The sequence below is a fragment of the Agromyces terreus genome, from assembly GCF_009749465.1.
Classification (GTDB): Bacteria; Actinomycetota; Actinomycetes; order Actinomycetales; family Microbacteriaceae; genus Agromyces; species Agromyces terreus.
In genome coordinates, this window is the sequence record NZ_WBIS01000017.1 from 1 (window position 1) to 24,788 (window position 24,788).

General features: G+C 72.1%; 18 protein-coding genes. 5 read left to right on the forward strand and 13 right to left on the reverse strand.

Annotated elements, in window-relative coordinates; all coding sequences use genetic code 11:
- Positions 1 to 193 precede the first annotated feature (193 nt).
- Entirely contained in the window at positions 194 to 2,371 is a 2,178-nt protein-coding gene (locus GQQ92_RS16025) for a metallopeptidase domain-containing protein (RefSeq protein WP_157000311.1), read from the forward strand.
- Positions 2,368 to 3,117, forward strand: a complete 750-nt coding sequence (locus tag GQQ92_RS16030; RefSeq protein ID WP_157000312.1) for a hypothetical protein — start codon at positions 2,368 to 2,370, stop codon at positions 3,115 to 3,117. Before GQQ92_RS16025 ends, GQQ92_RS16030 begins: the two co-directional genes overlap by 4 nt.
- Before the next feature lie 211 nt (positions 3,118 to 3,328).
- Here the strand turns inward: GQQ92_RS16030 and GQQ92_RS16035 are convergent, their stop codons facing one another.
- From GQQ92_RS16035 to GQQ92_RS16055, 5 genes are all read right to left on the reverse strand, one after another.
- Positions 3,329 to 4,003, reverse strand: coding sequence for an eCIS core domain-containing protein (locus GQQ92_RS16035; RefSeq protein ID WP_157000313.1), 675 nt, complete (start codon positions 4,001 to 4,003; stop codon positions 3,329 to 3,331).
- A gap of 135 nt (positions 4,004 to 4,138) precedes the next feature.
- The gene (locus GQQ92_RS16040) at positions 4,139 to 6,190 is read right to left on the reverse strand and encodes an ATP-binding protein (protein WP_157000314.1); all 2,052 of its coding nucleotides are present in this window, start codon (positions 6,188 to 6,190) and stop codon (positions 4,139 to 4,141) included.
- A 1-nt stretch (position 6,191) separates the two neighbouring features.
- Positions 6,192 to 6,809: a DUF4255 domain-containing protein gene (locus GQQ92_RS16045; protein ID WP_157000315.1), complete on the reverse strand. Its 618-nt coding sequence runs from the start codon at positions 6,807 to 6,809 to the stop codon at positions 6,192 to 6,194.
- Positions 6,806 to 10,873, reverse strand: a complete 4,068-nt coding sequence (locus GQQ92_RS16050; protein WP_157000316.1) for a hypothetical protein — start codon at positions 10,871 to 10,873, stop codon at positions 6,806 to 6,808. Before GQQ92_RS16050 ends, GQQ92_RS16045 begins: the two co-directional genes overlap by 4 nt.
- Before the next feature lie 118 nt (positions 10,874 to 10,991).
- The gene (locus tag GQQ92_RS16055; protein ID WP_157000317.1) at positions 10,992 to 11,615 is read right to left on the reverse strand and encodes a helix-turn-helix transcriptional regulator; all 624 of its coding nucleotides are present in this window, start codon (positions 11,613 to 11,615) and stop codon (positions 10,992 to 10,994) included.
- Between the two features lie 188 nt (positions 11,616 to 11,803).
- On the opposite strand from GQQ92_RS16055, the gene GQQ92_RS16060 reads away from it, so the two are divergent.
- Both GQQ92_RS16060 and GQQ92_RS16065 read left to right on the forward strand, forming a co-directional pair.
- Complete coding sequence (locus GQQ92_RS16060) at positions 11,804 to 13,078, forward strand: COG1470 family protein (RefSeq protein WP_157000318.1); 1,275 nt, start codon at positions 11,804 to 11,806, stop codon at positions 13,076 to 13,078.
- A gap of 14 nt (positions 13,079 to 13,092) precedes the next feature.
- The gene (locus GQQ92_RS16065; RefSeq protein WP_157000319.1) at positions 13,093 to 13,410 is read left to right on the forward strand and encodes a PAAR domain-containing protein; all 318 of its coding nucleotides are present in this window, start codon (positions 13,093 to 13,095) and stop codon (positions 13,408 to 13,410) included.
- A 223-nt stretch (positions 13,411 to 13,633) separates the two neighbouring features.
- On the opposite strand, the gene GQQ92_RS16070 is transcribed toward GQQ92_RS16065, so the two are convergent.
- The 6 genes from GQQ92_RS16070 to GQQ92_RS16095 all read right to left on the reverse strand — a co-directional run bounded on the left by GQQ92_RS16070 (position 13,634) and on the right by GQQ92_RS16095 (position 20,289).
- On the reverse strand, positions 13,634 to 13,906 hold the full coding sequence (locus GQQ92_RS16070; protein ID WP_157000320.1) for a type II toxin-antitoxin system RelE family toxin: 273 nt from the start codon (positions 13,904 to 13,906) through the stop codon (positions 13,634 to 13,636).
- A complete protein-coding gene (locus GQQ92_RS16075) occupies positions 13,903 to 14,178 on the reverse strand; it encodes a type II toxin-antitoxin system Phd/YefM family antitoxin (RefSeq protein WP_157000321.1) in 276 nt (91 codons plus the stop codon). The genes GQQ92_RS16070 and GQQ92_RS16075 overlap by 4 nt, the downstream gene beginning before the upstream one ends.
- Before the next feature lie 80 nt (positions 14,179 to 14,258).
- On the reverse strand, positions 14,259 to 16,151 hold the full coding sequence (locus GQQ92_RS16080) for a glycoside hydrolase family 13 protein (protein WP_157000322.1): 1,893 nt from the start codon (positions 16,149 to 16,151) through the stop codon (positions 14,259 to 14,261).
- A 131-nt stretch (positions 16,152 to 16,282) separates the two neighbouring features.
- Positions 16,283 to 17,278 carry a sugar ABC transporter permease gene (locus GQQ92_RS16085; RefSeq protein ID WP_197738306.1) on the reverse strand — a complete coding sequence of 332 codons (996 nt, stop codon included), beginning with the start codon at positions 17,276 to 17,278 and terminating at the stop codon, positions 16,283 to 16,285.
- On the reverse strand, positions 17,278 to 18,915 hold the full coding sequence (locus GQQ92_RS16090) for an ABC transporter permease subunit (RefSeq protein WP_157000323.1): 1,638 nt from the start codon (positions 18,913 to 18,915) through the stop codon (positions 17,278 to 17,280). The genes GQQ92_RS16085 and GQQ92_RS16090 overlap by 1 nt, the downstream gene beginning before the upstream one ends.
- 144 nt (positions 18,916 to 19,059) lie before the next feature.
- Positions 19,060 to 20,289: a sugar ABC transporter substrate-binding protein gene (locus GQQ92_RS16095; protein ID WP_157000324.1), complete on the reverse strand. Its 1,230-nt coding sequence runs from the start codon at positions 20,287 to 20,289 to the stop codon at positions 19,060 to 19,062.
- Between the two features lie 267 nt (positions 20,290 to 20,556).
- Here GQQ92_RS16095 and GQQ92_RS16100 point away from each other — a divergent pair, with 267 nt between their 5' ends.
- Entirely contained in the window at positions 20,557 to 22,329 is a 1,773-nt protein-coding gene (locus GQQ92_RS16100) for a glycoside hydrolase family 13 protein (RefSeq protein WP_232057763.1), read from the forward strand.
- A gap of 104 nt (positions 22,330 to 22,433) precedes the next feature.
- Here GQQ92_RS16100 and GQQ92_RS16105 read toward each other — a convergent pair whose 3' ends face one another.
- Together GQQ92_RS16105 and GQQ92_RS16110 are read right to left on the reverse strand one after the other, a co-directional pair.
- On the reverse strand, positions 22,434 to 23,417 hold the full coding sequence (locus GQQ92_RS16105; protein ID WP_157000326.1) for a PDDEXK family nuclease: 984 nt from the start codon (positions 23,415 to 23,417) through the stop codon (positions 22,434 to 22,436).
- Between the two features lie 271 nt (positions 23,418 to 23,688).
- The coding region (locus GQQ92_RS16110) for a M23 family metallopeptidase (RefSeq protein ID WP_157000327.1) at positions 23,689 to 24,788 on the reverse strand (1,100 nt) is incomplete at its 5' end.

The following is a 24,788-nucleotide window of genomic DNA, read 5'->3' on the forward strand; positions in this document are numbered from 1 at the left end:
CGCCGCGGCGCGCGCGACCGGTGCCCGCGCGTGATCGGCGCGGGCGCGTCCGGCATCCGGCAGCGTCATGCCTCCATTCCCTCGCAGACCGGGGACGCGGCGCGGCGACATCCGGGATCCCGTTGGGGCACAGGCGGGTGCCCCAACGGGCAGCAGGTGTTGCGGATGCCGCGGAATCGACCAGTCTGGAAGGGTGACGACGGCTGCGGTGACCTCCGCGCCGACGCGGGTGCACGGCACGCGCGCCGCGCCGACCCGGCCCGCGCCGCGACCGACGCCGATCGTCGGCGGTCGGGCCGGCGGCATCCACGACCTCGCCGTCCTGCAGCGCACCGCGGGCAACCGGGCCGTGAGCGCGCTCGTCGAGCGGGGCCGGCCCGAGGCGGGCGCGACCTCGACACGACCGGGCGGCGTGGGCCGCGCGGCATCCGTGCGAGTGCAGCGGGTGCCCGTCACGGTGCCGTCGCGCCAGGAGACGCTGTTCAACAACCGCCAGGCGTCGGCGCCGGGCGTCGCGAGTGCACGGGTCTACGGCAGCGCGAGGGGGCGCAACGTCGACCTGACGAGGGGCGGTTCGCCCGAGGCGGCGACGGTGACGGTGCGCATCCGGTTCGTCGACCAGTCGCGCACCCCGGTCCCGCAGGCCGACGGGACCATGGGCCCCGACGCGGAGCGGGTCGTGCCGCCGGGCGACGCACGACGCACGTTCGCGATCACGACGTGCACCACCGCACCGGGCCACTGGAACAACCGCGCCGTGCTCGTCGGCCAACGCGCCGCGCCGAACTGGCTCGTGCGGCAGTTCAGCGACGACCGCGGCGGGCCCGTACGGCTGCCGCTCCGGTTCCGGGCCGAGCCGGTGTGGGACCTCAGCGGTGCCGACAAGGGCTACCCGACGGTACGTCTCTTCCCCCAGTCGCAGGCGGCCGGCGGCAACACGCACCCGATCGACGCGGGCAACTACTACATGAACGTCGCGAACTACGGCGCCGCGAACGCCGAGGCGATCTACGCCCACGAGTACGGCCACCTCATCGGCTTGTCCGACGAGTACTCGCAGTCGAACCCTCAGATGCACGCGCTCATGCACGAGATGGATCCGGCGACGTCGGCGCAGCGCGCGGCGGCCATGAACCGCGAGACGGTGCGGCGCATGGTGCTCGCCGCGCTGATCCCGCAGCTGCACGCGCGGGTCTCGGGCGCGGCGGGCGAGATCTCGCAGCAGTTCCTGCGGGCGCAGGCGTCGGTGCGGGCCGCCCTCGCGGCGAGCGTGCGCACCGCGATGGCCGACCCCGCGACGATCGCCGCCCTGCAGATCAGCGTGCCGCCCGCGGCGGCGCGGCTCGCGCGATACGTTCCGGGTGCCCTCACCGCCGCGGCCAGGAACCCTGCGAACACCACGACGCCCGCCGCGCAGGCCGTGGCCGGCGAGTTCGCGCCCGGGCCGATCGAGTCGACGCTGCGCCGGATGTACTACTCCTCCCTGAACACCGCGGCGACCGGCGTGACCGATGTCGGCGGCAACCTCGGCATGCACATCAACATCGAGGGCTCGCCGGGACTCACCTCCGACGGCCGGGCCACGGTGGGCGGGGCGACGGGGCTCTGGGCCGGGGGTCCTGCGAACGCCGGCGACCTGTCGGCGGTCGTCGACCAGGTCGCGGGCGCCTCGCGCACGGGCCGGGTGCCGCCGCTGCGCGCGTCGGGCTCGATCCTGCGCGACCTGACGTCGTTGCCGATGGGATGGGCGGGGCTCGCCGGCGGCGCCCCCGCATCGATGTCGGTCGCCGCCGTGACCAATGACGTGAAGCAGTCGCTCGCGAGCGCGTTCATCGCCCGGGTGGGTCCGATCCTCGCCGGGACGGCGGCGCCGACGACGACCGGAAACCTCCGCGCCTTCGTCGCCGGCCTGAACGCGTCGGCCCGCACGGCGGCGTCCGCGGCGAGCCTGAACGCGGTGCGCGCCTTCCTCTCCTCCGAGATCGGGCCGGTCGTGACGCGCTCGACGACCACGCTCATGGCGGCCATCGGCGCCGAGGTGACCCGCATCATGGGCACCCCCGCAGAGCAGCTCGCGCTCACCGCGCCCCGCGACCCGGCGATCGCGTCGATCGCGTCGGCCATGTCGACCAGGCTGGCGGTCTCGTCGCTGTCCGCGACCGCCGCGCAGCTCGGCGCGCTGCGGCCGGCGGTCAACCCCGGCACCACGGCCCCCGCGCAGGAGGTCACGTACGACACCGTCAACATGATGAGCGACAACTCCGACATCTTCCGCGCCGACCAGTTCGCCGACATCGCCACGGCGTTCAACGGCTCGGGCCTCAAGCGCAGCCGCGAGGGCGACTTCCACGTCGAGATGGGTGCCGCGTGACGACGGATGCCGGCGCCGTACGACTGCTCGCTCGCGTCGGCGGGCCCGAGAGCGATCAGGCTCTCGCGGTGACGGATGCCGCGTGCTGGGTCGCCGTGCTGCGGCGACCGGGCTCGATCGGCGAGCCGGTCGGCACGTTCCGTGCTGAATGCACGGGCGATGAGGCGGATGCCGCGGTGGCGGCCGCGATCCGCGCGATCGCGGCATCCGGGGCTGGCGGCGACGTGGGCTGGGCGCTCGAGGTCGACGGGCGCAGCGAGGTCGTGCCGCATGCGGCCGCCGTGGACTCGGGCCTGGACGCCGCGGTCGACCCGTTGCTCGTGCGGGCGCTGCAGGCGCCGGTGTCGGCGGTGCGCCTCGAGGCGCACGTCGTCGAGGTGCCCGGCATGGGCGCGATGCTCGGGTTCACCTTCGCCTCGATCGGCACCGAGGCGACGTCGTTGCGCCTCGAGGCCGACCGGCTGACGGTGACGACGACCTCCGGCGAGGTCGTCCCCCTCCCGACTCCGACGCTCGGGCTCGTCGACGCCGACGGCACGCTCCGCGACGGCATCGGCGCGATCGCCGAACTGCCGCCGGGGCGCCGGGCGACCTGCTCGCTGCCGTGGGCGGGTGGCGACACCGACGGCGCGATCGCCGCGGCATCCGGCTCGATCGAACTCGCGGGGCCGTTCGCCCCGCTCGGTGTGCAGCCGTTCGCGGTGAGCGCGACGGTGCGGGTCGTGCCGAAGGGTGCGCTCGGCTGACCTCCTACCTTGTCAGCACGCTCCGGGAGGTTGCCCGATTCGGAGTTTTGGGCGACACGCCGACTTCGGCGAGGGAGGCGGCGGCGCGGCGCCCAAAACTCCGAATCCGGCAACCCCGCGCACCCGACGAGCGGCGGCCGTCACGCAGATGGCCTCGAGGATCCTCGCGTAACCGCTGCCCGGCGGCCGTCAGCCGGTCGGCCGGCGGCCGTCAGCCGGCGGCCTCCTCCTCTTCCTCGGGCGCCTCCTCGCGCTGCACGAAGCTGCCTTGCACGGGCGCCTCCTCCTCCTCGCCCTCGGCGTGCCGCTGCACGGGCGCGGGCTCGCTCATCACGCGGGTCGCGTTCTCGGCGGCGGCGGTCTCGAAGCGGTCGCCGGGGTCGCTGACGCTGACCCCGCCGCCCGTCGGGGTTCCGTCGACCGGGCCGGAGCGCTGCTGCACCACGTGCGTGAGCTCGTGGGCGAGGGTCGTCTGGCCGGCGAGCGATCCGGGGTCGTACGCGTCGCGCTGGAACACCACGTTGCTGCCGACCGTGTACGCGTTCGCGCCGACCGACTTCGCGGAGTCGTGGGCCGCGGCATCCGTGTGCACGCGAACGTCGCCGAAGTCGGCGCCGAGGCGCGACTCCATGTCGGTGCGCACCGCCGGTTCGAGCGGCGAGCCCGACGACCCGACCACGTCGAGCACGGGCGAGCGCTGCTCCTCGATGAGCTCGCCGACGGCGCCGTTGCCGGCCTCGCGCTGCAGGCGAAGGATGCCGGCCGCGCCCATCACGTCGGGTCGGCGCTCGGCAAGGCCGGCGGTCTGCTCCTGCCGGTCGTGCGCGGCATCCGACGATCGACGCGCGAGGTCGAGTTCGATGCCGTCGTAGTCATGTGCGTGCATGGTGCACCTCCACGGTTGCCCGATTCCATTCCACCGCCATGCGGGGCGTGCGGGGCGAGGTCTGCCCGAAGGGGCAACCGCCCCGTCTCGATCGCGCGCGCCCCACGACGCGGCGAGCACCGCACCCGACCCCGCTCATCGCCCCACCACCTCCGACCAGTACGGCCCGAACTCGCGCTCGACGAGGAGGCGCCCGAGCTTGCGGTACTCGCGGTGCACGGCCTGCACGAGGTGGCGCATGCGCACCACGCCCTCGTCGGCGGCGGCGAGGTAGGCGGCCGTCACGGCTGCCGAGCGGATCGCGCCGCCCGCGAGCTCGAACGCGTCGCCGAGGAACACGAGGTCGAGGTCGTCGCCGCGGCGCAGCCTGGTGCCGAGGCTCCGGTCCCAGAGGCGCGTACGGTGCGCGGCATCCGGCATCGGGAAGTCGACGATCACGTCGAGGCGGCGGGTGAACGCCTCGTCGATGTTCGCCCGCAGGTTCGTGGCGAGGATCGCGAGGCCGTCGAACGTCTCCATGCGCTGCAGCAGGTAGGCGCTCTCGACGTTCGCGTACCGGTCGTGGGCGTCCTTCACGTCGCTCCGCTTGCCGAACACGGCGTCGGCCTCGTCGAAGAGCAGCACGGCGTTCGTGCCGGCCGCGGCGACGAAGATGCGCTCGAGGTTCTTCTCGGTCTCGCCGATGTACTTGTCGACGACCGACGACAGGTCGATGACGTAGAGGTCGAGGCCGAGTTCGCCGGCGACGACCTCGGCCGACATGGTCTTGCCGGTGCCCGAGTCGCCCGCGAAGAGGCCGACGACGCCGTGGCCGCGGCCGCCGCCGGGGCGCATGCCCCAGTCGCCGAGCACCTGCTCGCGGTGGCGGGCGCGCACCTCGATCTCGCGCAGGGCCTCCATGGTGGCCCCGGGCAGCACGAGGTCGCCCCAGCCCACCCGCGGGGTCACGCGCCGTGCGAGGCGGTCGAGGGCCGACGCGTTCTCGGCGCGGGCGCCCGCGGCGAGGTCGGCCGCGGTCACCTCGCCCGTGACCGTCAGCGACGCCTGCGTGCGCGCGGTGGCCGAGGCGCGCAGCACCTGCTCGGGCCGCAACCGGAACTGGGCGGTGGCGGCCGCGATGTCGAGTCCGTCGGCGGCCGGCCCGAGGGCGCGCGACCAGAGCGCCGTGCGCTCCTCGGTCGTGGAGGCCTCGACGTCGTCCATGGCGGGCAGCTCGCGGAACCAGCCCGGGTCCCACGTCGGCTCGCCGACGAGCACGGTGGGGCGCGGCGAGTCCGCGAGCACCTCGATGAGCCCCGGCTCGGTCTCGAGGGTCACGGGCGAGCCGACGATACCCCGCCCGGTGAGCCGGGCCTCGCGCACCGCGAGTCGCGCGAGCCCCGCGGCATCCGCTTCTCGTCCGAGCCTCGGCAGGTCGACCTGCACCGTGCCGAGGCCGTTCGCGCGCAGGGCGCGGCGGGCGATCGCCTCGCCCGATCCGGTCGCGGTCTCGCGCAGGTACATGAGGCGGATGCCGCCGGCCAGCGCGTTCCGCAGGCGCCGGTCGTCGCCCCACTCGATCTCGACGCCCTCGACGAGCACGCCGTCGAGGGCGCGGTCGGGGGTGTCGTCGCCGAGGAGGTGCCCGACGACCCGGTCGGGCACCCGCACCGCCCGGCCGGGCAGGGGGCGGTCCTCGTCCTCGACGATCACGAGCCCGCCGGCGACGAGGGGTCCGGTGAGCAGGCGGGCCCGGTCGGCGGCGTTCGTGAGCGGCACCCCGCAGAGCTCGAGCGCGACGGTCACCGAGGGCCGGCGCCGCCCGACGTCGTCGTTGAGGTATCCGAAGAACCGCTCGAACCGGGGGTCGAGGTCTGCGGCGAGCGCGATGACGAGCAGGTCCACGTCGATGGGCGCGAGCCCGAACTCGTCGGCGAGGCGCCGCAGCCGCACCGGGTGCCCGGCGGCCTCGGCCATGTCGGCGGCCTGCTCGCATGCCGCGAGGCGGGCCGAGGCATCCGACCACTCCGGAATCCCGGGTGCGCCCTCGAGCATGCGGTCGATGAGCTCGTCGCTGAGGTAGAGGCCGCGGAACGGGTCGTCGGGTTGGGGGTCGACGGCGCGGCGGGCGGCGACGAGGCGGCGGATGCGGTCCTCGATCGCGCCGAGGCGCCCGAGCAGGTGCGAGAGGCCCGGGTCGCTCGTCATGTCAGTCCCGGTCTGGGGCCGGCTCGAAGGTGGCATCTTCGCTCCCGAATCCGATGGCCTCGAAGCTCGCCCCGACGCCGGCGGTGACGGGCGGGCCCACATGGTACTGGATGGCGCGGCTGAGCGGTGCCGTCACGACGACGTCGAGCGACGGCTTCAGCTCGCCGCCGAGCGAGGACCACACGTCGGCGAACGCGCGGTCCTCGGGCGGCGGTTGGGCGATCGTGATCGAGCAGGGCAGCCCGGTCTCGGCGAGGGTGTCGACGACGAACGCGTCGGGGATCGCGTCGAACCTGAGGAAGCAGCGCAGGAGGGCGTCGAGCAGGCGGTGCTCGTCGTCGGGCCGCTGCGTCCACGCCGTCACGAGGTACGAGAGCTTGAAGTACCGCGGGGCGGGCTCGCGCGAGATGACGATGCCGTGCTCGCGGCGTTCGACGAAGCCGAACTCGCGTCGGCGCACGTCCTCGCGGATGTCGTAGAGGAACAGGTCGACGGTCGGCGCGTTGCGCCTCGCGGCCCAGTCCGTGGTGGGCGCGTCGAGCGCGATGTCGATGTCGGCGGCGATGCCCTCCGACGCCTTGACGAGCGCTCGCAGCGCCTCGTCGATCTCGCCGATCATCCGCCTCTCCCCACGAGGTCGGGGCCCATCGCCGAGCGCGGCACGACGAGCAGTTGGTTGCTCGACGGGATGTCGGCGAAGAGGCCGTCTTCGCTGTGCATGATGAGGGTGCGGGGGCCGGCGAACTGCCAGCGGAGGATCACGAGCGACCAGCGGGCCTCGGCGGGGGTTCCCGGGTTCGGCCACTGCTGCGCGGCCATGGTGGCCAGGCCCTCCCAGCGGAGCGTGATGTCCGCGCCCGGCGGCAGGTACCTCGCGTAGGCGGTGGCGACGTCGCCCGGCGAGGAGACGGACTGCGCGATGACGAGGCTCGGCTGCAGCACCGTGAACGGCTCGTCGTCCTGCCCGATCCACGAGGGCGGCAGGGTGCCGTCGACCGGACCGCTCTCGGCCGGGGGCGGCGTGAACGCGAGGCTCACGCCGTCGACCTCGAGGTCGGCGGTGCGCGGCGGCACCTCCGGCACGGGCGGCAGGGTCGGCGCGGGCATCGTGAAGGTGAGCGTCACCACGGCGGATGCCCCGGGCTCGTCGAGTCCCGTCACGACGCACGTCTTCCCGGCGAAGCTCGCGCATCCGGTTTGCGCGGTCATCGTGAGGTACGGCGCCCAGGCGAATTCGATGCCGGCCTCGAGTCCCGGAAGGTCGGGGCCGGATGCCTCGCGGCGCACGGTCGTCGTGACGGTCAGCTGCTCGCCGCCCGTGTACCCGACGTCGGCGCCGGGCGTCAGGTCGAGGGCGACGCTCGCGCGGATCCGGGTCACCGTGTCGTCGCCGGGGGTCGCCCACGCGGTCGGGAGCGTCTGGTCGCCGTCGGACGTGCGGTGGATGAGCCCGGTCGGCTTCGCGCGCACGTCGCCCGTGACGATCCCGCCCGTCGGCGTGCCTCGGACCGAGAACCTCAGGCCGATCTCGACCTTCGCATCCGGCTCGGGCAGCACGATCGCGCAGGTCGAGCCGTCCCACGACTCGCAGCCGGTCGGCGGGCCGAGCAGGTTGAGGAACGCGGGCCAGGTGATCTCGACCTCGACGACGAGCACGTCGAAGGGGTCGCCGGCCTCGACCGCGTCGAGCGCGCTCCTCGTCGCCGTCACGGTGGCGCCGAGCTCCTCGCCGCCCTCCCAGACGGGGTCGCGTTCGACCTCGACGTCCAGCGGCACGGCCAACCGGATTCTGGAGACGGATGCCTCGTCGGGCCCGACCCACTCGGGCGGCAGCTCCAGCGAGAACTCGTCGTCGGGCTGCACGAGCCTCGTCGCCTCGGCGCGCACGACGCCCGTGACGACGTCGCCGGGTGGCACGCCGCCCACCGAGAACTCGAGTCCGATCACGGCGACCGGGCCGGGCCCCGGCGGCACCTCCGCGTCGGGCCGGCCGAGCACGATCACGCAGATCGCGCCGTCCCACGACTCGCAGCCCGTCGGGGTGCCGACCAGCTCGAGGAACGCCGGCCACGTGATCTCGACGTCGACGACGAGCCGGCCGAACGGGTCGCGGCGGGTCTCGGGGAACGCGTTCCTCGTCGCGGTGATCGTGGCCCCGAGGTTCGCGTCGCCCTGCCAGACGACGTCGCGCTCGACCTCGACGTCGAGCGGGATGAACGGCTCGACCGGGCCGACCGGCGCCTCGTCGGGCACGACCCACTCGACGGGGAGGTCGGTGCACCGCACGTAGTCGTCGTCGCATTCGTCGTCTTCGTCGGCGTAGTAGTTTGCGTCCCGATCGATCAGCGTGGCACCCTCGGCGCGCACCACCGCGTCGGTCACACCGGCGCCGACCGCGAACGAGAGGCCGATCTCGACCTCGCTCCCCGGCTCGGCGAGCCGGATCGTGCAGATCGCGCCGTCCCACGTGCGGCACCCCGTCGGCGGCCCGGTGGGCGTGAGGTACGACGGCCACGTCAGCAGCACGCCCACCTCGAGTTCGTGGAACGGCTCGCGCTCGTTGTCGACCGTGAACGCCTCACGGGTCGCCGTCACGGTCGCGTACAGGTTCGGGCCGTCCTCCCACACGGTGTCCCGGCTGAGTTCGACGTCGAGCGGGATGAACGGCTCGATGCCCGACACCGGCGCCTCGTCGGGCACGACCCATTCGACCGGCAGCTCCTCCACGACGGGTTCGGGGCATTCGTCGCCCGAGCAGTCTTCGCTGCAGCACTCGTCGCTCGAACAGGAGGAGTCGTACCCGCCATCGCAGTACTCGTTGGAGAGGAACGCCCCCTCGGCCCGCAGGACCGCGTCGGTCACGTCCGCATCGACGGAGAATTCGGTCGTGATCTGCACGTCGCCGCCCGCCTCGGTGATGCGGATCACGCACACGGAGCCGTCCCACGACTCGCAGCCGCTCGGCTCGCCCACCATGGTCAGGTACGACGGCCAGATGAGCCGGACGCCCACGACGAGCTCGCCGAACTGGTCGTAGCCGTCGACCTCGCGATCGGCGCGGTGTGCCCTGACCGTGGCCGTCAGGTCGGGCCCGTCCTCCCAGATGAATTCCGCGCCGAGCGAGACGTCGAGCACGACGAGGTCGGCGTCGATCGTCACACGGTCGGAGCCGTAGCCGATCCAGTACGGCGGCAGGGTCAGCGGGCCGCCGTCGGCTGCCGAGCCGGCCGTCAGCGAGAACCCCGAGACCGAGAGGTACGCGTCGTCGATCTCCCCGCTCGGCACGAAGGCCAGTGAGATCGCCCTGGCATCGCCCGGGAGCATGCCGGTGAGCGTGCAGTGGCCGGATGCCTCCAGTTCGGCGCCGGTCTCGAGGCACCCGCTCACGCTTTCGGGCCGCAGTTCGAGGCTCGACGGCCAGCTCAGGGTGAGCACCGCGGTCGCGGGCATGCTCGCGAACCCCACGTCGGCTGCGCGGGTCGCGGTGATGACGACCGCGATCTCGGGTCCGTCGGGCCAGGTGTAGTGCGGCACGGCCTGCAGCTCGGTGTCGATCCGCATCTCGTCGGCGTAGAGGTCCATCCAGTCCCGGCCGACGTCGCCCTCGGGCATGTCGATCGCGGCGCAGTCGAGCGGGTCGAGTTCGGGCTCCTCCGGGTCCTCGCTCCCGAAGTAGCACTCGGCACCCTCGACGGTCGCGGTCGCCGTGATCGAGCCCGCGCCGAGGCCCGTCGCGCCGACCTGCATCAGGATCCGATGCGCGTCTCCGCCGTCGGCGATGTCGGTGAAACCGCAGACGATCCCGCCCTCGACCGTCTCCGGCTCGGGGCACCCCGAGACGATCGTGGTCGAGGCGAACGCCGGGAGTTCGATCAGCACCGACATGTCGAGATAGTCGAAGTCCGCGAAGTTGTTCCGCACGGTGACCTCGACGAGCGTCGGCGGTCCCGACGGCCAGACCACGTTCCGGGTGCTCTCCACCTCGACGGCGAACTGGCCCGCGATGCCGACCGGGGCCTCCGAGGGCGCCGACGCCGGGAGGTCGTACTCGGCGATGACGCCGTCGATCAGGGTGACCCCGTCGACGGATGCCGCGACCTCACCGAAGGATCCGCCCGCCCCGTCCGCCTCGTCCACGATGAACGGCACGGTGAAGGAAAGGGACGAGCCGGGCTCCTGCAGGCCGTCGAGCAGGCACGCGTCGCCGGACGCCGGGGTGATCGTGCCGTCGTCACCGATCGGTCGCGGCGCCGTCGCCCCCGGCGCACGCCACGCCTGGCAGCCGCCGTCGGTCGGCACGTCGACCGGTTGCGCTCCGAGCATCGTCGGCCACGTCACCGTGACCGCGGCGCGGAACTCCGGCGGGTGCACGGTCGTCTCGCCCTCTCGACGGGTGACGGTGATCGTGGCCGTCGCCGGGTCGCCGTCCCGATAGATCCCTCGTCCGTCGGTCGTGACGACCACGATGAACGGCCCGGGCACGCCGTCGGAGGTGCCGCCGTCGCTGGTGGTGCCTTCGCCGGGCACGCCGTCTCGCGTGGTGCCGCCGTCATCGCCCTCGGCCGCGATCGCCCCGCCGCCGCCGATCGGCGAGATGACGGCGGCGCCGACCGCGGTGACGCCGAGCAGCACGGAGAGCATCATGGCGACGCTCGCCCAGGCGATCCGGCTCCGGCTCGTCATGCTCCCCCTCCGACTCACATCCACAATCCGGGCTCCGAGCGATCGCGGCATCCGAGCCCGGGGCACCCTTCCGCGCATCCGCCGATGCCCCGTCGGGCACCCGCCACGCGGCATCCGCTCAGATGAGCCCTTCGCGCACCGCGTACGCCACGGCGTGCGAGCGATTGCGCAGTTGCAGGCGGGTCGTCACGTCGTGGAGCACGTTCTTCACGGTGCGCTCCGAGTAGCAGAGCTCCTTCGCGATCTGCGCGGTGTCCCAGCCGTCGGCGACGAGCTTCAGCACCTCGACCTCGCGCGAGGCGAGGCCGCTGAACGTGATGCCGCGCGGGTCGAGCACGGTGCGCTGCAGGCGACCGACCTGGTCGAGCAGCCGGCCGAGCAGGTCGGGCGGCACGGTGCCCTCGCCCGCCGCGGCGGCGGCGATCGCCGAGAGCAGCCGGTCGGTCGTGGCCTCCGACCGGCGGAGCAGTCCGACGACGCCGCATTCGACGGCGTCGACGAGCACCCGGTCATCGAGCTGCGACGCGACGAGGATCACCCTGGCCTCGCCGTTGCGGCGCAGGAACCGCAGGCTGTTCATCGTCTCGTCGTCGAACTCGTCGACGACGACGAGCACGACCTCGGGCGCCTCGGGGTCGTCGGGGCCGACGACGCGCACCTCGGGTCGCGGGCGGAGGGCGCTCGTGACGCCGGCTTCGGAGATCGGGTCGCGTGCGTAGACGCGCACGGCGGTTCTGGTCATGGTTCCCCCTGGGTTTCGGAATGGCTCGCGGCGAGGCGATCGGTGCGGTGGTGCAGGGGGAATGCGAACAGGATGCCGCGGCGTCCTCTTCGCGCACTCAACATCCGCTCAACGGGCAACATCGAATGCGCGGCCGGTTGGCCGAGGGGCCCTGCCCGGCGCGCGCGCCGCCCCAATACGTTGGCGCCATGGCTACCAGTGCGACCATCGCCCCGGCCGCCCTGTCCATCGATCCGGGGACGGCGGCGACGCTCACCGTCAGCGTGCTCAACGACACGCTCCTCGTGGAGTCCTTCGAACTGTCCGCGGTCGGCGAGATCGCCGCGTGGACGCGCATCGAGCCCGCGACCCTCACCATCTACCCGGGCCAGACGGAGACCGCGACGGTCACGCTGCTCGCCCCCCGACTGCCCGAGGCGGTCGTCGGCCAGGTCGCGCTCGGCATCCGCGCCAGAGCGGTCGAGCAACCGGATGTCTCGGTCGTCGGCGAGGCCGTCGTCACGGTCAACCCCTTCGCCGAGACCGAGGCCGAGCTCCTCCCCCGCATCGCGCACGGTCGCGGCCGCAAGCGGGTGCGGGTCGCGATCGACAATCGCGGAAACGTGCCGCTCGTGGCATCCGTCGCCGGCCAGAGCGACGACCGGCTCGGGCTCTCGACGCCGACGCCCGATGTCGCGGTCGACCCAGGACACACCGAGTTCGTCGACATCGACCTGCGACCGGTCAAGAGGGTGTGGCGCGGCGAACAGGTCACCCACCAGTACAGCGTGCTGCTCTCGCCCGAGGGCGCCGACGAGCCGTTCGTGCTGCCGGGCAGCTACGTGCAGGAACGGGTGTTCCCGAAGTGGCTGTGGAAGCTGCTGCTCGCCCTGCTGCTGCTCCTGCTCCTGCTGCTCGCGCTCTGGTTCTTCGTGCTGAAACCCACCATCGAGTCGGCCGCGCGCGACGCCGTCGAGGAGCCGCTCGCGCAGGCGAACGACAAGGCCGACTCCGCCGCCGAGCAGGCCGACTCCGCCGCGCAGAAGGCCAACGACGCGCTCGAGGCCGTCGGCGAGACGCCCGAGCCGGTCGAACCCGTGGCCACCTCGACGACGACCGACGTCGACATCCGCTTCGAACTGTCGGATGCCGTCGGCGGAGCCGTCGACGAGAGCGACCGGTGGATCGTGCCCGCGAACTCGGTGCTGCGCATCACCGACGTCGTGATCAGCAACCCCGGCGGCGACTTCGGCACGCTCACGATCGAGAACCGCGACATCGAGGCGCCGATCTTCACGACCGGCATCGAGAACTTCCGCGACATCGACTTCCACTTCGTCACGCCGCTGCAGCTCGCCGCCGAGGACGAGCTCTTCGCGACGCTCGACTGCGCCCGGGTCGCACCGCCCGTGAGCGGCGCGGCACGCACCTCGTGCGAGGCATCCGTGCTCATCACCGCCCGCGTCATCACGAAGACGGGCTGAGGGGTCGACCGCCCATGCCGACAGGACCCGCGCTCCGCGCCGGCGACTCCGCCCTCTGCGCCCTCATGGACGGACCGAAGCCCCACGTCGGCGGCCCGATCACCCCGGCCGCCGCCGTCATGACGGTGCTCATCGCGAACATGCCCGCCGCCGTCGCCAACGCCATGCCCGGCGGCATCGTCTGCGTCTCGCCCGCCCCCAACGGCATCGCCCAGGGCAGCATGACCGTGCTCATCGGCAACTTCCCGGCCGCCCGCGTCGGCGACCTGAGCATGCACGGCCAGCCCATCGCTCCCGGGCCCGGCGCGCCGACGGTGATCATCGGCGGGTGAGGGCAACTGCGCGTCAATCCATCCCGATTCAACGCGACAATGCTCGCCTAGTCTCCGCCACGTCGCTTCCGCCTGCGCTGAATCAGCCAGTCCACCCAAATGACAGCAGCGATGACGACCAAACCGATGAGAAGAATCGGCACCACAGCCGAGTCGGCCGTGAAGCCGCGGAACGACACTTCAGCGGGCGCCAGTCGCGCGAGAGGCGAAACCATCACGAGGTTCACGGCGGGGGCAGACGATATGCATCGCGGCGGTGCGCGACGCGCATCACCAGAAGCGTGCCGGTCTCGTCGTCGAGCATGAACAGCACGCGGTACTCACCCCGGCGGGCAGAACGCAGGCCCTCGAACTCGCGCTGCAACGGCTTGCTCATGCGATGCGGATTCTCGGGCAGCGTGACCGTCGAGAACTCGACCACGGCCTGCGCGATCTTCAGCGGCAACCGGTCCAAACTGCGCAACGCAGGATCGGCGAATCGGACATGCCAGATCACAGAGGTCGCAGGCCGTAGCGGGCGCGCACCTCAGCAGCACCAAGGGCCTCGCCGGCCGCGAGCTCGCGGCGAGCCTCGGCGACGTCTTCGCGGATGTCGGGCTGAGACAGCCAGAACAGGGTCTCGTACAGGGAATCCAGCGCGTCCTTGCTCATCAGCACTGCTGCAGGATGCCCGTGACGGGTGATCTCGATCGTCTCGTGCTCGCGCTCCACACTGTCGACGAGGCGGGAGAGCTTGTCCTTCGCTTCACTCAGGGGAACGGTTTGCATGGGGCAATTATAGCCGCAAATATAGCCTGCCACTGGCCCGAATATTGGCCTGAGCCGTGCCGAGCTGCTGTTCGCCACGCTCACCAGCCGGGCGACGCCACCCCCGGCAGTAGCCAGGCCGTGAAGCCCGGCCCATCGGCAGTCAGGCACAGCAGACCAGCGGATGCCTCGAGCCGGCCGTCGCCGAACAGTGTCGACGCGGCATCCGCAGCGCCCGAGCCGCCCGCACCCCCCATAGCCGCCGCACCCAGCGCCGGCAGCGCGACCCCGTCGACCTCGAGCGCGGCCGCCGCCCGCGCCGCGAACACCAGCACCGAGGCATCCGCCGTCTCGCGCACGAAGACGAGCGCGTCGTCGCCGACGGCGAGCCACCGGATGCCGCCCGTCGAGAGCACCGGGTGCTCCCGCCGCAGCCGCAGCAGCGCGCGATAGGCCTCGAGCACGGGCGCGACCTCGGGCGAGGCCTCGGTTCCCCACGGCATGGGCGTGCGCGACGCCTCGCCGTCTTCGCCCGTGAGGCCGAACTCGTCGCCCGCCCACACGACCGGGATGCCGGGCAGCGTGACCGCGAGGCCGAGCGCGACGGGCACGGCGCCCGGGCGCGCATGCGTCGCGAACCGCGGGGTGTCGTGCGTGTCGAGCGCGTTCATGGTCGCGAGGCGCGTGCGCCACGGGAACTCCGCGGTGAAGCGCAGGTGCGTGTCGTGGAAGTCGCGTCCGGTGAACGTCGGCACCCGCCCGAGCGCGAAGCCGATGCCGCCGCCGCCCGGGCTGCCGGGCTCGAGCAGCCAGCTCCAGAGCGGACGCGTGAACGGCGTGTACGTCATCGCCCCGTGCCACGCGTCGCCCTGGAAGTCGGACGCCGCGTCGTTCGTCGACTCGCCGAGCAGGATCGTGTCGGGGTTCACGTCGAGCATGGTGCGGCGGATCGTCTGGCGCACCTCGGCGTTCAGGTCGGCCGCGCCGAGCCGCCCGGTCATGTTCGCGACGTCGATGCGCCACCCGTCGAGCCCGAACGGCGCGCCGAGGTACCTGGCCACGACCGAGTCGGGGCCCTCGATGAACCGGCGCCGCAGCTCGGTCGAGCTCCAGTCGAACTTCGGCAGGCTGGGCACGCCGAGCCACGACTCGTAGCCGCCGCCGTGCGCCTCGTCGCGGAAGAAGTAGAACTCGCGCTCGGATGCCTCGGGGTCGGCCTGCGCCGCCCGGAACCACTCGTGCGCATCGCCGGAGTGGTTCGACGTGAGGTCGCCGATCACGCGGATGCCGCGGGCATGCGCCGCCTCGACGAGGCGCACGAGCGCCTCGTCGCCGCCGAGCAGGTCGTCGACGTGGTCGAAGGTCGACGCGTCGTACCGGTGGTTCGACCGCGCCGGGAACACGGGCGTCAGGTAGAGCAGGTCGACGCCGAGCGAGACGAGGTGGTCGAGCTTCTCGCGCACGCCGTCGAGGTCGCCGCCGTAGAACTGCCCCGACCGGTAGGGCGGGTCGAGGCGCTGCGGGTCGCTCCATTCGGCGGGGAACGCCCAGTCGGGCGCCGGGCGCGCGTCCGCGGCATCCGATCTCGCGAACCGATCGGGGAACACCTGGTACATGACGCTCGACGCCGCCCACGCGGGCGCCGGCTCGTGCGCGACGAGCCGGAAGTCGTCGCGGTCGCGCGTCTCGGTGCCGCTGAGGCCGAGCTGGTTCAGCCAGTGCTGTCGGCCGTCGGCGCCGACGAGCAGCCACCGGTAGCCGTGCACGGGGTTCTCGACCTCGACAGCCGCCTCCCACCACTGCCAGCCGTCGACGGTCGCGATGACGGATGCCTCGGCGAACCGCGGCTCCCGGTTCGGGTTCGAGCGGGTGCCGACCCACGCGAGCGGGCCGAACGCCTCGGGCACGCGCAGGCGCACCCGCACGGCGTCGCCGAGCGCGGGTGCGGCGTTCGACACGTGCAGCGGCGACCCGTCGTGGTGGGGCATCGTCATTCGCGTCTCCTCGGCGTCAGCGATCACTTTTCAGGAAGGGGTGTGGGCAGGCGGGCCCCATTCTCGCGCGAAAGCTCGTCGAATGGCGCGCCGTGCCCACACCCCTTCCTGAAAAGCGAAATGGGCACGGGCTACTTGACGGCGCCCGCCGTGAGCCCGCCCACGATGTACTTCTGCAGGAAGAGGAACAGCGCCACGACCGGCAGCGCCGCGATGACCGCACCCGCCGAGAACGCACTCCAGTCGGCGTAGCGCGGGTTCGACACGAGCTTCGTGAGGCCGACCGCGAGCGTCTGCTTCTCGGTGTCGATGAGCAGCACGGATGCCACGACGAACTCGTTCACCGACGCGATGAACGACAGCAGCGCGACGACCGCGAGGATCGGGGCGACCAGGCGCAGCACGATCGTGAAGAAGATGCGCGCGTGCCCGGCACCGTCGAGCTTGGCCGCCTCGTCGATCGAGACCGGGATCGTGTTGAAGAACCCGTACATGAGGTACGTGTTCACGCCGAGCGCGCCGCCGAGGTAGACCATGATCAGGCCGATGTGCGTGTTCAGGCCGATCGCCGGGAACAGGTCGCCGATCGCGCTCATGAGGAGGAAGATCGCGACGACCGCGAGCAGCTGCGGGAACATCTGCACCACGACGATGCCGATGAGGCCGACGCGTCGGCCCGTGAACCGCATGCGCGAGAACGAGTACGCCGCCATCGCCCCGAGGAACACCGTGAGCAGCGCGGTGATGCCCGCGATCATGAGCGTGTTGCCGAGCCAGGTCGCGAACGGCACCTTCGGGTCCGTCAGGATCCGCACGTAGCTGTCGAGGCCGATCTTGGAGAACAGCGCGTTCGAGCCGGTGAGCGTGCCGTTCGGGTTCAACGACGACGAGACGACGAAGACGATCGGGAACAGCGAGAACGCGATCATGACGACGCCGACGATGTGGCGCCATCCGGTCGCCATGAACCAGCGGCGCGCGTTGAAGGGGCGCTTCGGCAGGTCGCGGACCGGTCCGGGTGCGAGGGTGCTCTGCGCGCGCGTCGAGTCGTCGACCGCACGGCCGTACTCGTCGAGCTCGCCCACGACGAGGCCGGCCTGAGTTCCGGGAACGGGCTTGCGGGCCATCAGTTCAGCTCCTCGAGGGACTTGGTTCGGCGGAACGCGATGATCGAGATCACGGCGACGATCACGAAGATCAGGATCGAGTACGCGCTCGCGAGGCCGTAGTCGCGCGTCTGCCCGGTGAAGGCGACCTTGTAGACCATCGAGATCAGGATGTCGGTGAAGCCGACGGGGATCGGCGCGTTCGAGTCGCGCGGGCCGCCGTCGGTGAGCATGTAGATCACGTTGAAGTTGTTGAAGTTGAACGCGAACGAGGCGATGAGCAGCGGCGCGACGCTCACGAGCAGCAGCGGCAGCTTGATGAGCCGGAAGACGGCCCACGGCCTCGCGCCGTCGACGGTCGCGGCCTCCTGCAGCTCCTCGGGGATCGACTGGAGCGCGCCCATGCACACCAGGAACATGTACGGGAACCCGAGCCAGAGGTTCACGATGAGCACCGACACCTTGGCGAGCCAGGGGTCGGTGAGCCACGGTATGGATGCCCCGCCGAAGAGCACCTGGTTGATGAAGCCGAAGCTCTCGTTCATCATGCCCGCCCACACGAGCGCCGAGAGGAACGACGGGATCGCGTACGGGAGGATGATGAGCACCCGGTAGAACTTGCGGCCCCGCATGCGCATGTCGTTGAAGACGATCGCCAGGAAGAGCCCGAGGAAGAACGTCGACGCGACCGAGATGAGCGCGAACGCGAACGTCCAGAGCGTGACGTAGACGAGCGGCCCCGCGAGGCGTTCGTCGGTGACGGCCCGCACGAAGTTGTCGAAGCCGATGACGATCTGCCAGCCGGGCAGCAGCTCCTCGCCGTCGTCGGACGTGAACGCCCCGGTGCCGATGTCGGAGTACACGGTGCCCGTGTCGAGGTCGGTCATCGTGCCGGCGGCCTCGTCGTACTCGAGCGTCGAGACGTAGAGGTACGCGCTCGACCCGTCGGGCGTGCGCACGGCGCCGTCGTTGGGGTCGTCGGAGTAGGGCACCGCGAGTTCGGTGATCTCGTCGGTGCGGGCGAGCACGTCGGCGAAGCTGAGCGTGCTCCATCCGTCGGCCGCGACCGCCTTCGAGCCGTCGAACTCGGCGTCGACGGGCTCGAGCGGCTGCTCGGCGGTGCCGACGAGCGCGTCGCCCTCGGGGTCGGTGACGAGCAGTCCGAGCTCGCCGCCGCGGTCGACGACGGTCACCGGGTAGGTGGGCGAGTCCTCGACGCGCTCGAGGGAGCTCGCCATGAGCGAGGAGACGGCCTGCTCCTTCGAGCCGTTGTGGCCGGTGCCGTAGTTCGTGAAGGCGATGTACCCCGTGTAGACGAGCACGAACACCTGGAAGACGACGAGGAAGATGACGCCGGGCGTGAGGTACTTCGCGGGCAGCCTGCGCCGTGAGAAGTAGATCCAGTTGACGAGGATCGCCACGGCGGCGACGATCGCCGCGACGAGCCACTGGCCCGCCCCGACGAGGATGATGATGCCGAAGACGGCGAGCGCGTCGACGATGCCGAGCCCGAGCAGTTTCACGAGCAGCACCTTGATGCCGCCGGATGCCGCGTCGGCGATGCCTGCGGCCTGTCGCTGTCGCCGCGTGGGGGGCGTGTCGCCCGCGCCGCCGGCGGTGGGGTCGCCGGCCCGGGCGGGTTCGGTGGTGGTGCTCATGCTGCCCTGGTCTTCCTGTCTGCGTCGGGGGTGGGGGCCGTCGGTCGAGGAGCAGCCGACGAAGAAGGATGCGTCCCGAGAGCCCGCGATGCACGGGTCTCGAGACGCTCCTCCGTCGCTCCTCGACCGACGGCGGTGAACCGACTAGCCGATCGCCGCCTGCACGTCGGCGGCGAGCTTCTGCCAGGTTGCGACCGGGTCGGCACCGTTGATGATGTCGGCCTCGGCGATGCCCCAGTACTGCCAGACCTGGCCCATGGCCGGGATCGCGGGCATCGGGACGGCGTCGGCGCCGGCAGCGGCGAAGCCCTCGATGATCGGGTCGCTCGAGGCGGACTCGGCGGCCGCGGCGTTCGCGGGGAGCACGTTGCCGGCCTCGAACAGCTCGAGCTGGGTGTCTTCGCTGCCGAGGTAGTTGACGAGGAAGTCGTTCGCGGCGACCTTGTTCTTCGACTCGGCCGAGATGAAGAAGCCCTTGACGCCGGCGAACGGCTGGGCCGGGTCGGCGGTCGGGCTCGGGGTCGGGTCGACCGCGACGTTGATGCCGGCGTCGACGGCCGCGCCGACGTTCCACGGGCCGGTCAGCCAGAAGGCCGCCGTGCCGTCGAGGAAGGCCTGCTTGGCGATGTCGCCGTCGATGTCGGTGTTGAACACGCCGGTGCCGTTCTTGCCCTGCGAGCCGAGCCAGGTGGCGAACGCATCGCCGCCCTCGTTGCCGATCTGCAGGTCTTCGGCGTTGTAGCCGTTCTCGTCGCTGCCGAACACCGGTGCGCCGAACGCGGTCTGGAACGGGTACAGGTGGTACGGGTTGCCCTCGGCGCCCTGCTCGACGACGAACGGCTGCGCGAGGCCGGCGGCCTTGCCCTTGGCGATCATGTCGTCGAAGTTCGCGGCGGCCTCGGGGACGAGGTCGGCGTTGCGCAGCACGGCGATGTTCTCGACCGCGTACGGGAGCATGTAGACGGTGCCGTCGTACGTCGACGCGTCGATCGCGACGGGGAGGTAGTCGGCGGCGGAGTCGCCGAGCTCGAGCGGGGCGACGACGCCGTTCGTCGACAGCTCGCCGAGCCAGTCGTGCGCGCCCATGGTGATGTCGGGGCCCTTGCCGGTCGGCACCTGCTGGATGAAGTCGTCCTTGATGTCGGCGTTGTCCTTGCCGACGAGGTCGACCTTCACACCGGTCTTCTCGGTGTAGGCGTCTGCCGCGCCCTGGAGTGCGTCGACGCGCTCGGCGTCGACCCAGACGGTCAGCGTGCCGCTGGCCGAGGCTTCGCCCTCGGAGCCGCTGTCGGCGCCGGCGCAGCTCGCGAGGCCGAGCGTCGCGACGACCGCGACAGCGCCTGCGGCGAGGAGGCTCTTCGTGTTCACCCTCATTGGTGTGCCCTTCTCAGTGTGCGTGAGATCGGCTCCTTCGCCGGATGCCGCGACCGCGCCCGCTTCGGGACGGTGTCACGCCATGACTGAAAGGCCGTTCTTCCGTGTGGAATGCCCGCAGGAAATGCAAGCGATTACAGGTATACCTTTCCGACAGTCATTCGCAAAACCGGGAGGCGGCTATCGATACGGGTTTGTGACCATTGGCGTTTCGATCAGGTTATGCAAGCGTTTCCATTGGCTTGACGGATGTCGTACAGTGTCGCCATGACTTCCGAGTGGTGGCGCACCGCCACGATCTACCAGATCTATCCCCGCTCCTTCGCCGACGCGAACGGCGACGGCATGGGCGACCTCGCCGGCATCACCGCGCACCTGGCCGACCTGCAGGAGCTCGGCGTCGACGCCATCTGGCTCTCGCCGTTCTACACCTCGCCCCAGCACGACGCCGGGTACGACGTCGCCGACTACTGCGACGTCGATCCTCTCTTCGGCACCCTCGCCGACTTCGACGCGATGCTCGCCGAGGCGCACGACCGCGGCATCCGCGTGATCGTCGACCTCGTGCCGAACCACTCCTCCGAGGAGCACGAGTGGTTCCAGGCGGCGCTCGCCGCCGCGCCCGGCAGCGCCGAACGCGCCCGCTACCTCTTCCGCGACGGTCGCGGCCCCGCCGGCGACGAACCCCCCAACAACTGGGAGTCCGTCTTCGGCGGCCCCGCATGGACCCGCGTCGTCGAGGCCGACGGCACCCCCGGCCAGTGGTACCTGCACCTCTTCGACAGCTCGCAGCCCGACTTCGACTGGACCAACGAAGAGGTGCGCGAGGAGTTCCGCCGCATCCTGCGCTTCTGGCTCGACCGCGGCGTCGACGGCTTCCGCGTCGACGTGGCGCACGGCATGATCAAGGCCGACGGCCTGCCCGACTACACCCCGCCCGCCGAGGGCGGCAGCATGGGCGGCGCCGGCGGGGTCGAGGCATCCGCCGCCGGGGGCTCTGCCGGGGCTTCCGCCGGAGCTTCCGCCGGAGCTTCCGCCTGGGCGGTCGCCGACGGCGCGTCCGAGGCCGCCGCCGGCGTGACCCTCGAGCCCGAGATCAGCGACGAGGGCGACGGCGCGCCCTACTGGGGCCAGGAGGGCGTGCACGAGATCTACCGCGACTGGCGTGCGCTCCTCGACGAGTACCCCGGCGAGCGCATCCTCGCCGCCGAGGCGTGGGTCGACCCGCTGCCGCGCGTGGCCAAGTGGGTGCGCCCCGACGAGATGCACCAGGCGTTCAACTTCGCCTACCTCGAGACGCCGTGGGATGCCGCGGCCCTCCGCCTCGTCGTCGACGCCTCGCTCGCCGCATTCGGCGCCGTGGGCGCGCCCTCGACGTGGGTGCTGTCCAACCACGACGTCGTGCGCCACGCCACGCGCCTCTCGGTCACCGAGCCGAACCCGCAGGGCCACGGCCTCGGGCCCCGCTCGAAGGGCATCCCCGACTACGCCGACGGCGTGCACCGGGCCCGCGCCGCCACCGCGTTCATGCTCGCGCTGCCCGGCTCGTCGTACCTCTACCAGGGCGAGGAGCTCGGCCTTCCCGAGGTCATCGACCTGCCCGACGACGCCCGCCAGGACCCCACCTGGTTCCGCACGAACGGCGAACGCTACGGACGCGACGGATGCCGGGTGCCCCTGCCCTGGAACGCGGATGCCGCGAACTACGGGTTCGGCGCCTCGGGAACGCCCTGGCTCCCCCAGCCCGACCGCTGGGCGTCGCTCGCCCGCGACGTGCAGCGCGACGACCCGTCGTCGACCCTCGCGCTCTACCGCGACGCGCTGCGCCTGCGGCGCGAGCACGCGCTCGGCGCCGGATCCCTCGAGTGGCTCGAGCTCGACCGGCCCTCGGTCGCGGCGTTCCGCAACGGCGACGTCGTCGTGGTGGCGAACACGGGCTCCGAGCCGGTGCCCCTGCCCGACGGCACGGTGCTGCTCGCGAGCGGCCCCCTCGACGGCGACTCGCTCCCCGCCGACACGACCGCCTGGCTCGCCCGGTAGCCTGCTCCCCCGCTCCCCAGCTGCCCTGCTGCACGGGCGCCCACCCCTCCCCAACTCCCCAGCTGCGCGCTCTCACTTGCAGGAAACGAGGACCCATCCCCCTCTCACAGCGGGGATGCGTCCTCGTTTCCTGCATCTGAGACGCCGCGCGCAGCATTCGGCGCCCCGAACGGCGGCAGCAGCCGACCGGGATGCCCGGCGCGGTGCAGCCCGCGCGTCACGAGCTCGCGGAGACTTCGCTGCGTGGCATCCCACTCCTCGACGACCATGCGATACGAGATGCGCACGACCAGGTAGCCCCGCAACGTGAGTTCGAGGTCTTGGCGGCGGTCGCGGTCGAAGTCGTCGCCGGAATGGAACGACCGCCCGTCGAGCTCGATCACCAGCCGCTCGCCGACGAGCAGGTCGACGCGCCTGACCCCCGGCACCCGCACCTGCGCGCGCACCACGACGCGGAGGCGGTGCATGAGCATGCGCGCGATCGTCTCGAGGCCGGAGTCGCTGTCGCACGACACCTCGTCGAGCCGGCGCCCGACCCAGGCGGAGGACAGCGCGCGCAACTGCTCGACCGCGGGCATGTCCAGACGACCGCGGTTGAGCGCCGACTCGAGGGCGACCATCGCGGGCACCGCGCCCGAGCAGCGGAACATCTCGGCGATCGCGGTGATCAGCCCGTCGCGCGCCGGCCGCGCCGCACGTTCCCGGCGCCCGCCGCCTCCGCGCTCGTGCCCGCCCGCGCGGGCGACCGCATCGACGCCACCGCCAGCACCCGCACCCGTATCACCGCCCGCACCAGCACGGCCCCCGCCCACACCTGCCCCCGCACCCGCACCGCCCGCGCCCGCACCAGCCCGGTAGTGCACGCAGACCCGGTGGGCCCGACGGTCCAGGGGCACCGCGGCATCGTGCGGCGACCGCAGCCGCGAGGCCGTCTGCGGCACCCGCACGTGCAGGCGGTCGTCGTCGAGGAGCCACAGGCCGTGCAGTTCGGCGGCCGATCCGGCGGTCAGCGCGCCGCCGACGCGCACCGCGCGGATCACCTGCGACGGGGCATCGGATGCGGCGACCCAGCCGGGGCGTACGCGCACGAGTTGCCCGTCGCGCAGCGTCGCGCGGAGTTCGCCGGACGAGACGCCTCCGGCACGCAGGTCGTCGATCGAGACGGCGCCGCCGTTGGCGCGAACGCGCTCGAGTGCTTAGATCATCCCAGCATGGTGGCCGGCCTCGGCGAGGCATCCGTTCGCTTCGATGCGGCGCACGACGCAGCGGCGCCCGCAGGGGTTGTGGAGGACGGCTCGTGCGCGTCCGGTGGGTCCGCAGAGCGGATGCCGCAGATTCGCGTGCGCGCGAGGAGCGGACTCAGTTCGTGTTGGCGTAGAGCCATTCGAGCGGGTCGACCCACTCGCCGTCGATGCCGCCGATGCGGATCTCGAAGTGCAGGTGCGGACCGGTGGACATGCCGGTCGTCCCGGTGAGGCCGACGACATCGCCCACCTTGATGACGTCGCCCACCTCCATGAGGCGCGAGTCGTACTGCATGTGCGCGTACACGCTCGTGACGGTCTGGCCGTCGATCTGGTGGTCGATCATCGTGACGACGCCGAGCGAGCCGCCCTCGTCGGTGGACTCGGACACGACGCCGTCGGCGATGGCCTGGATCTGCGCGCCGAACCCGGGGTTGAAGTCCTGCCCGTGGTGATCTTCGGAGCAGCCGGCGCAGTCGCGGTATCCGAAACGGTCGCCGATGTGCACGCCGACCGCGAACGGCCACTGGATCGTGCCGCTGGGGTTGTTCGTGAACGTCGCCTCGGCCCGGATGCCGGCCGCCTCGGCGTACTCCTCGATGGTCTGCGACGCGTAGCCCTCGCGGTCGACGGACGGAGCCGCCACGTCGCCGATCGCCAGCGACTGCCCGTCGATGGAATCGCCCTCGCTGTACGACAGCGCGAGCGCCTGCACGTCGTCCTCGCTGAGGAGCGACAGGGCCGGAATGGTCGTCGTGACCGCGAGCATGGCGACGAAGCTCATCGCCACGATGCTCGCGAGCCCCCGGGCACGGCGCCGGCCGCGGGGCGCGGGCGCACGGCGTGCGCGGCCCGTCGAGGCGGAGGCCGTCTGGAGTTCGGCGTCGCCACGACGGCGGCCGGGCTGGGTCGCGGCGTCGCGCCGGGACGAGCGAGCGGATGCCGCGGGCTGCACGGCAGGCTCGGTGCGGCGGTCGCGGCGCGTGGCGCGAAGGCCGGCGGCCGGCTCGTACGCCGTGACGATGTGCGTCGCCTCACGCGATGCCGCGGCGACCCGCTCGCCGAAGAGATCGAGGGAGTCGACGACGTCGAGCTCGTGTCCGCGCGGTGCGGTGGGGATCGCGGGGGGCGCGGCCGGCGTGCTCGCCACGACGGGCGACGCGGCGGCCGGCGACGGGGCGCTCGGCGCGACAGCGGCCGGCGACGGGGCGCTCG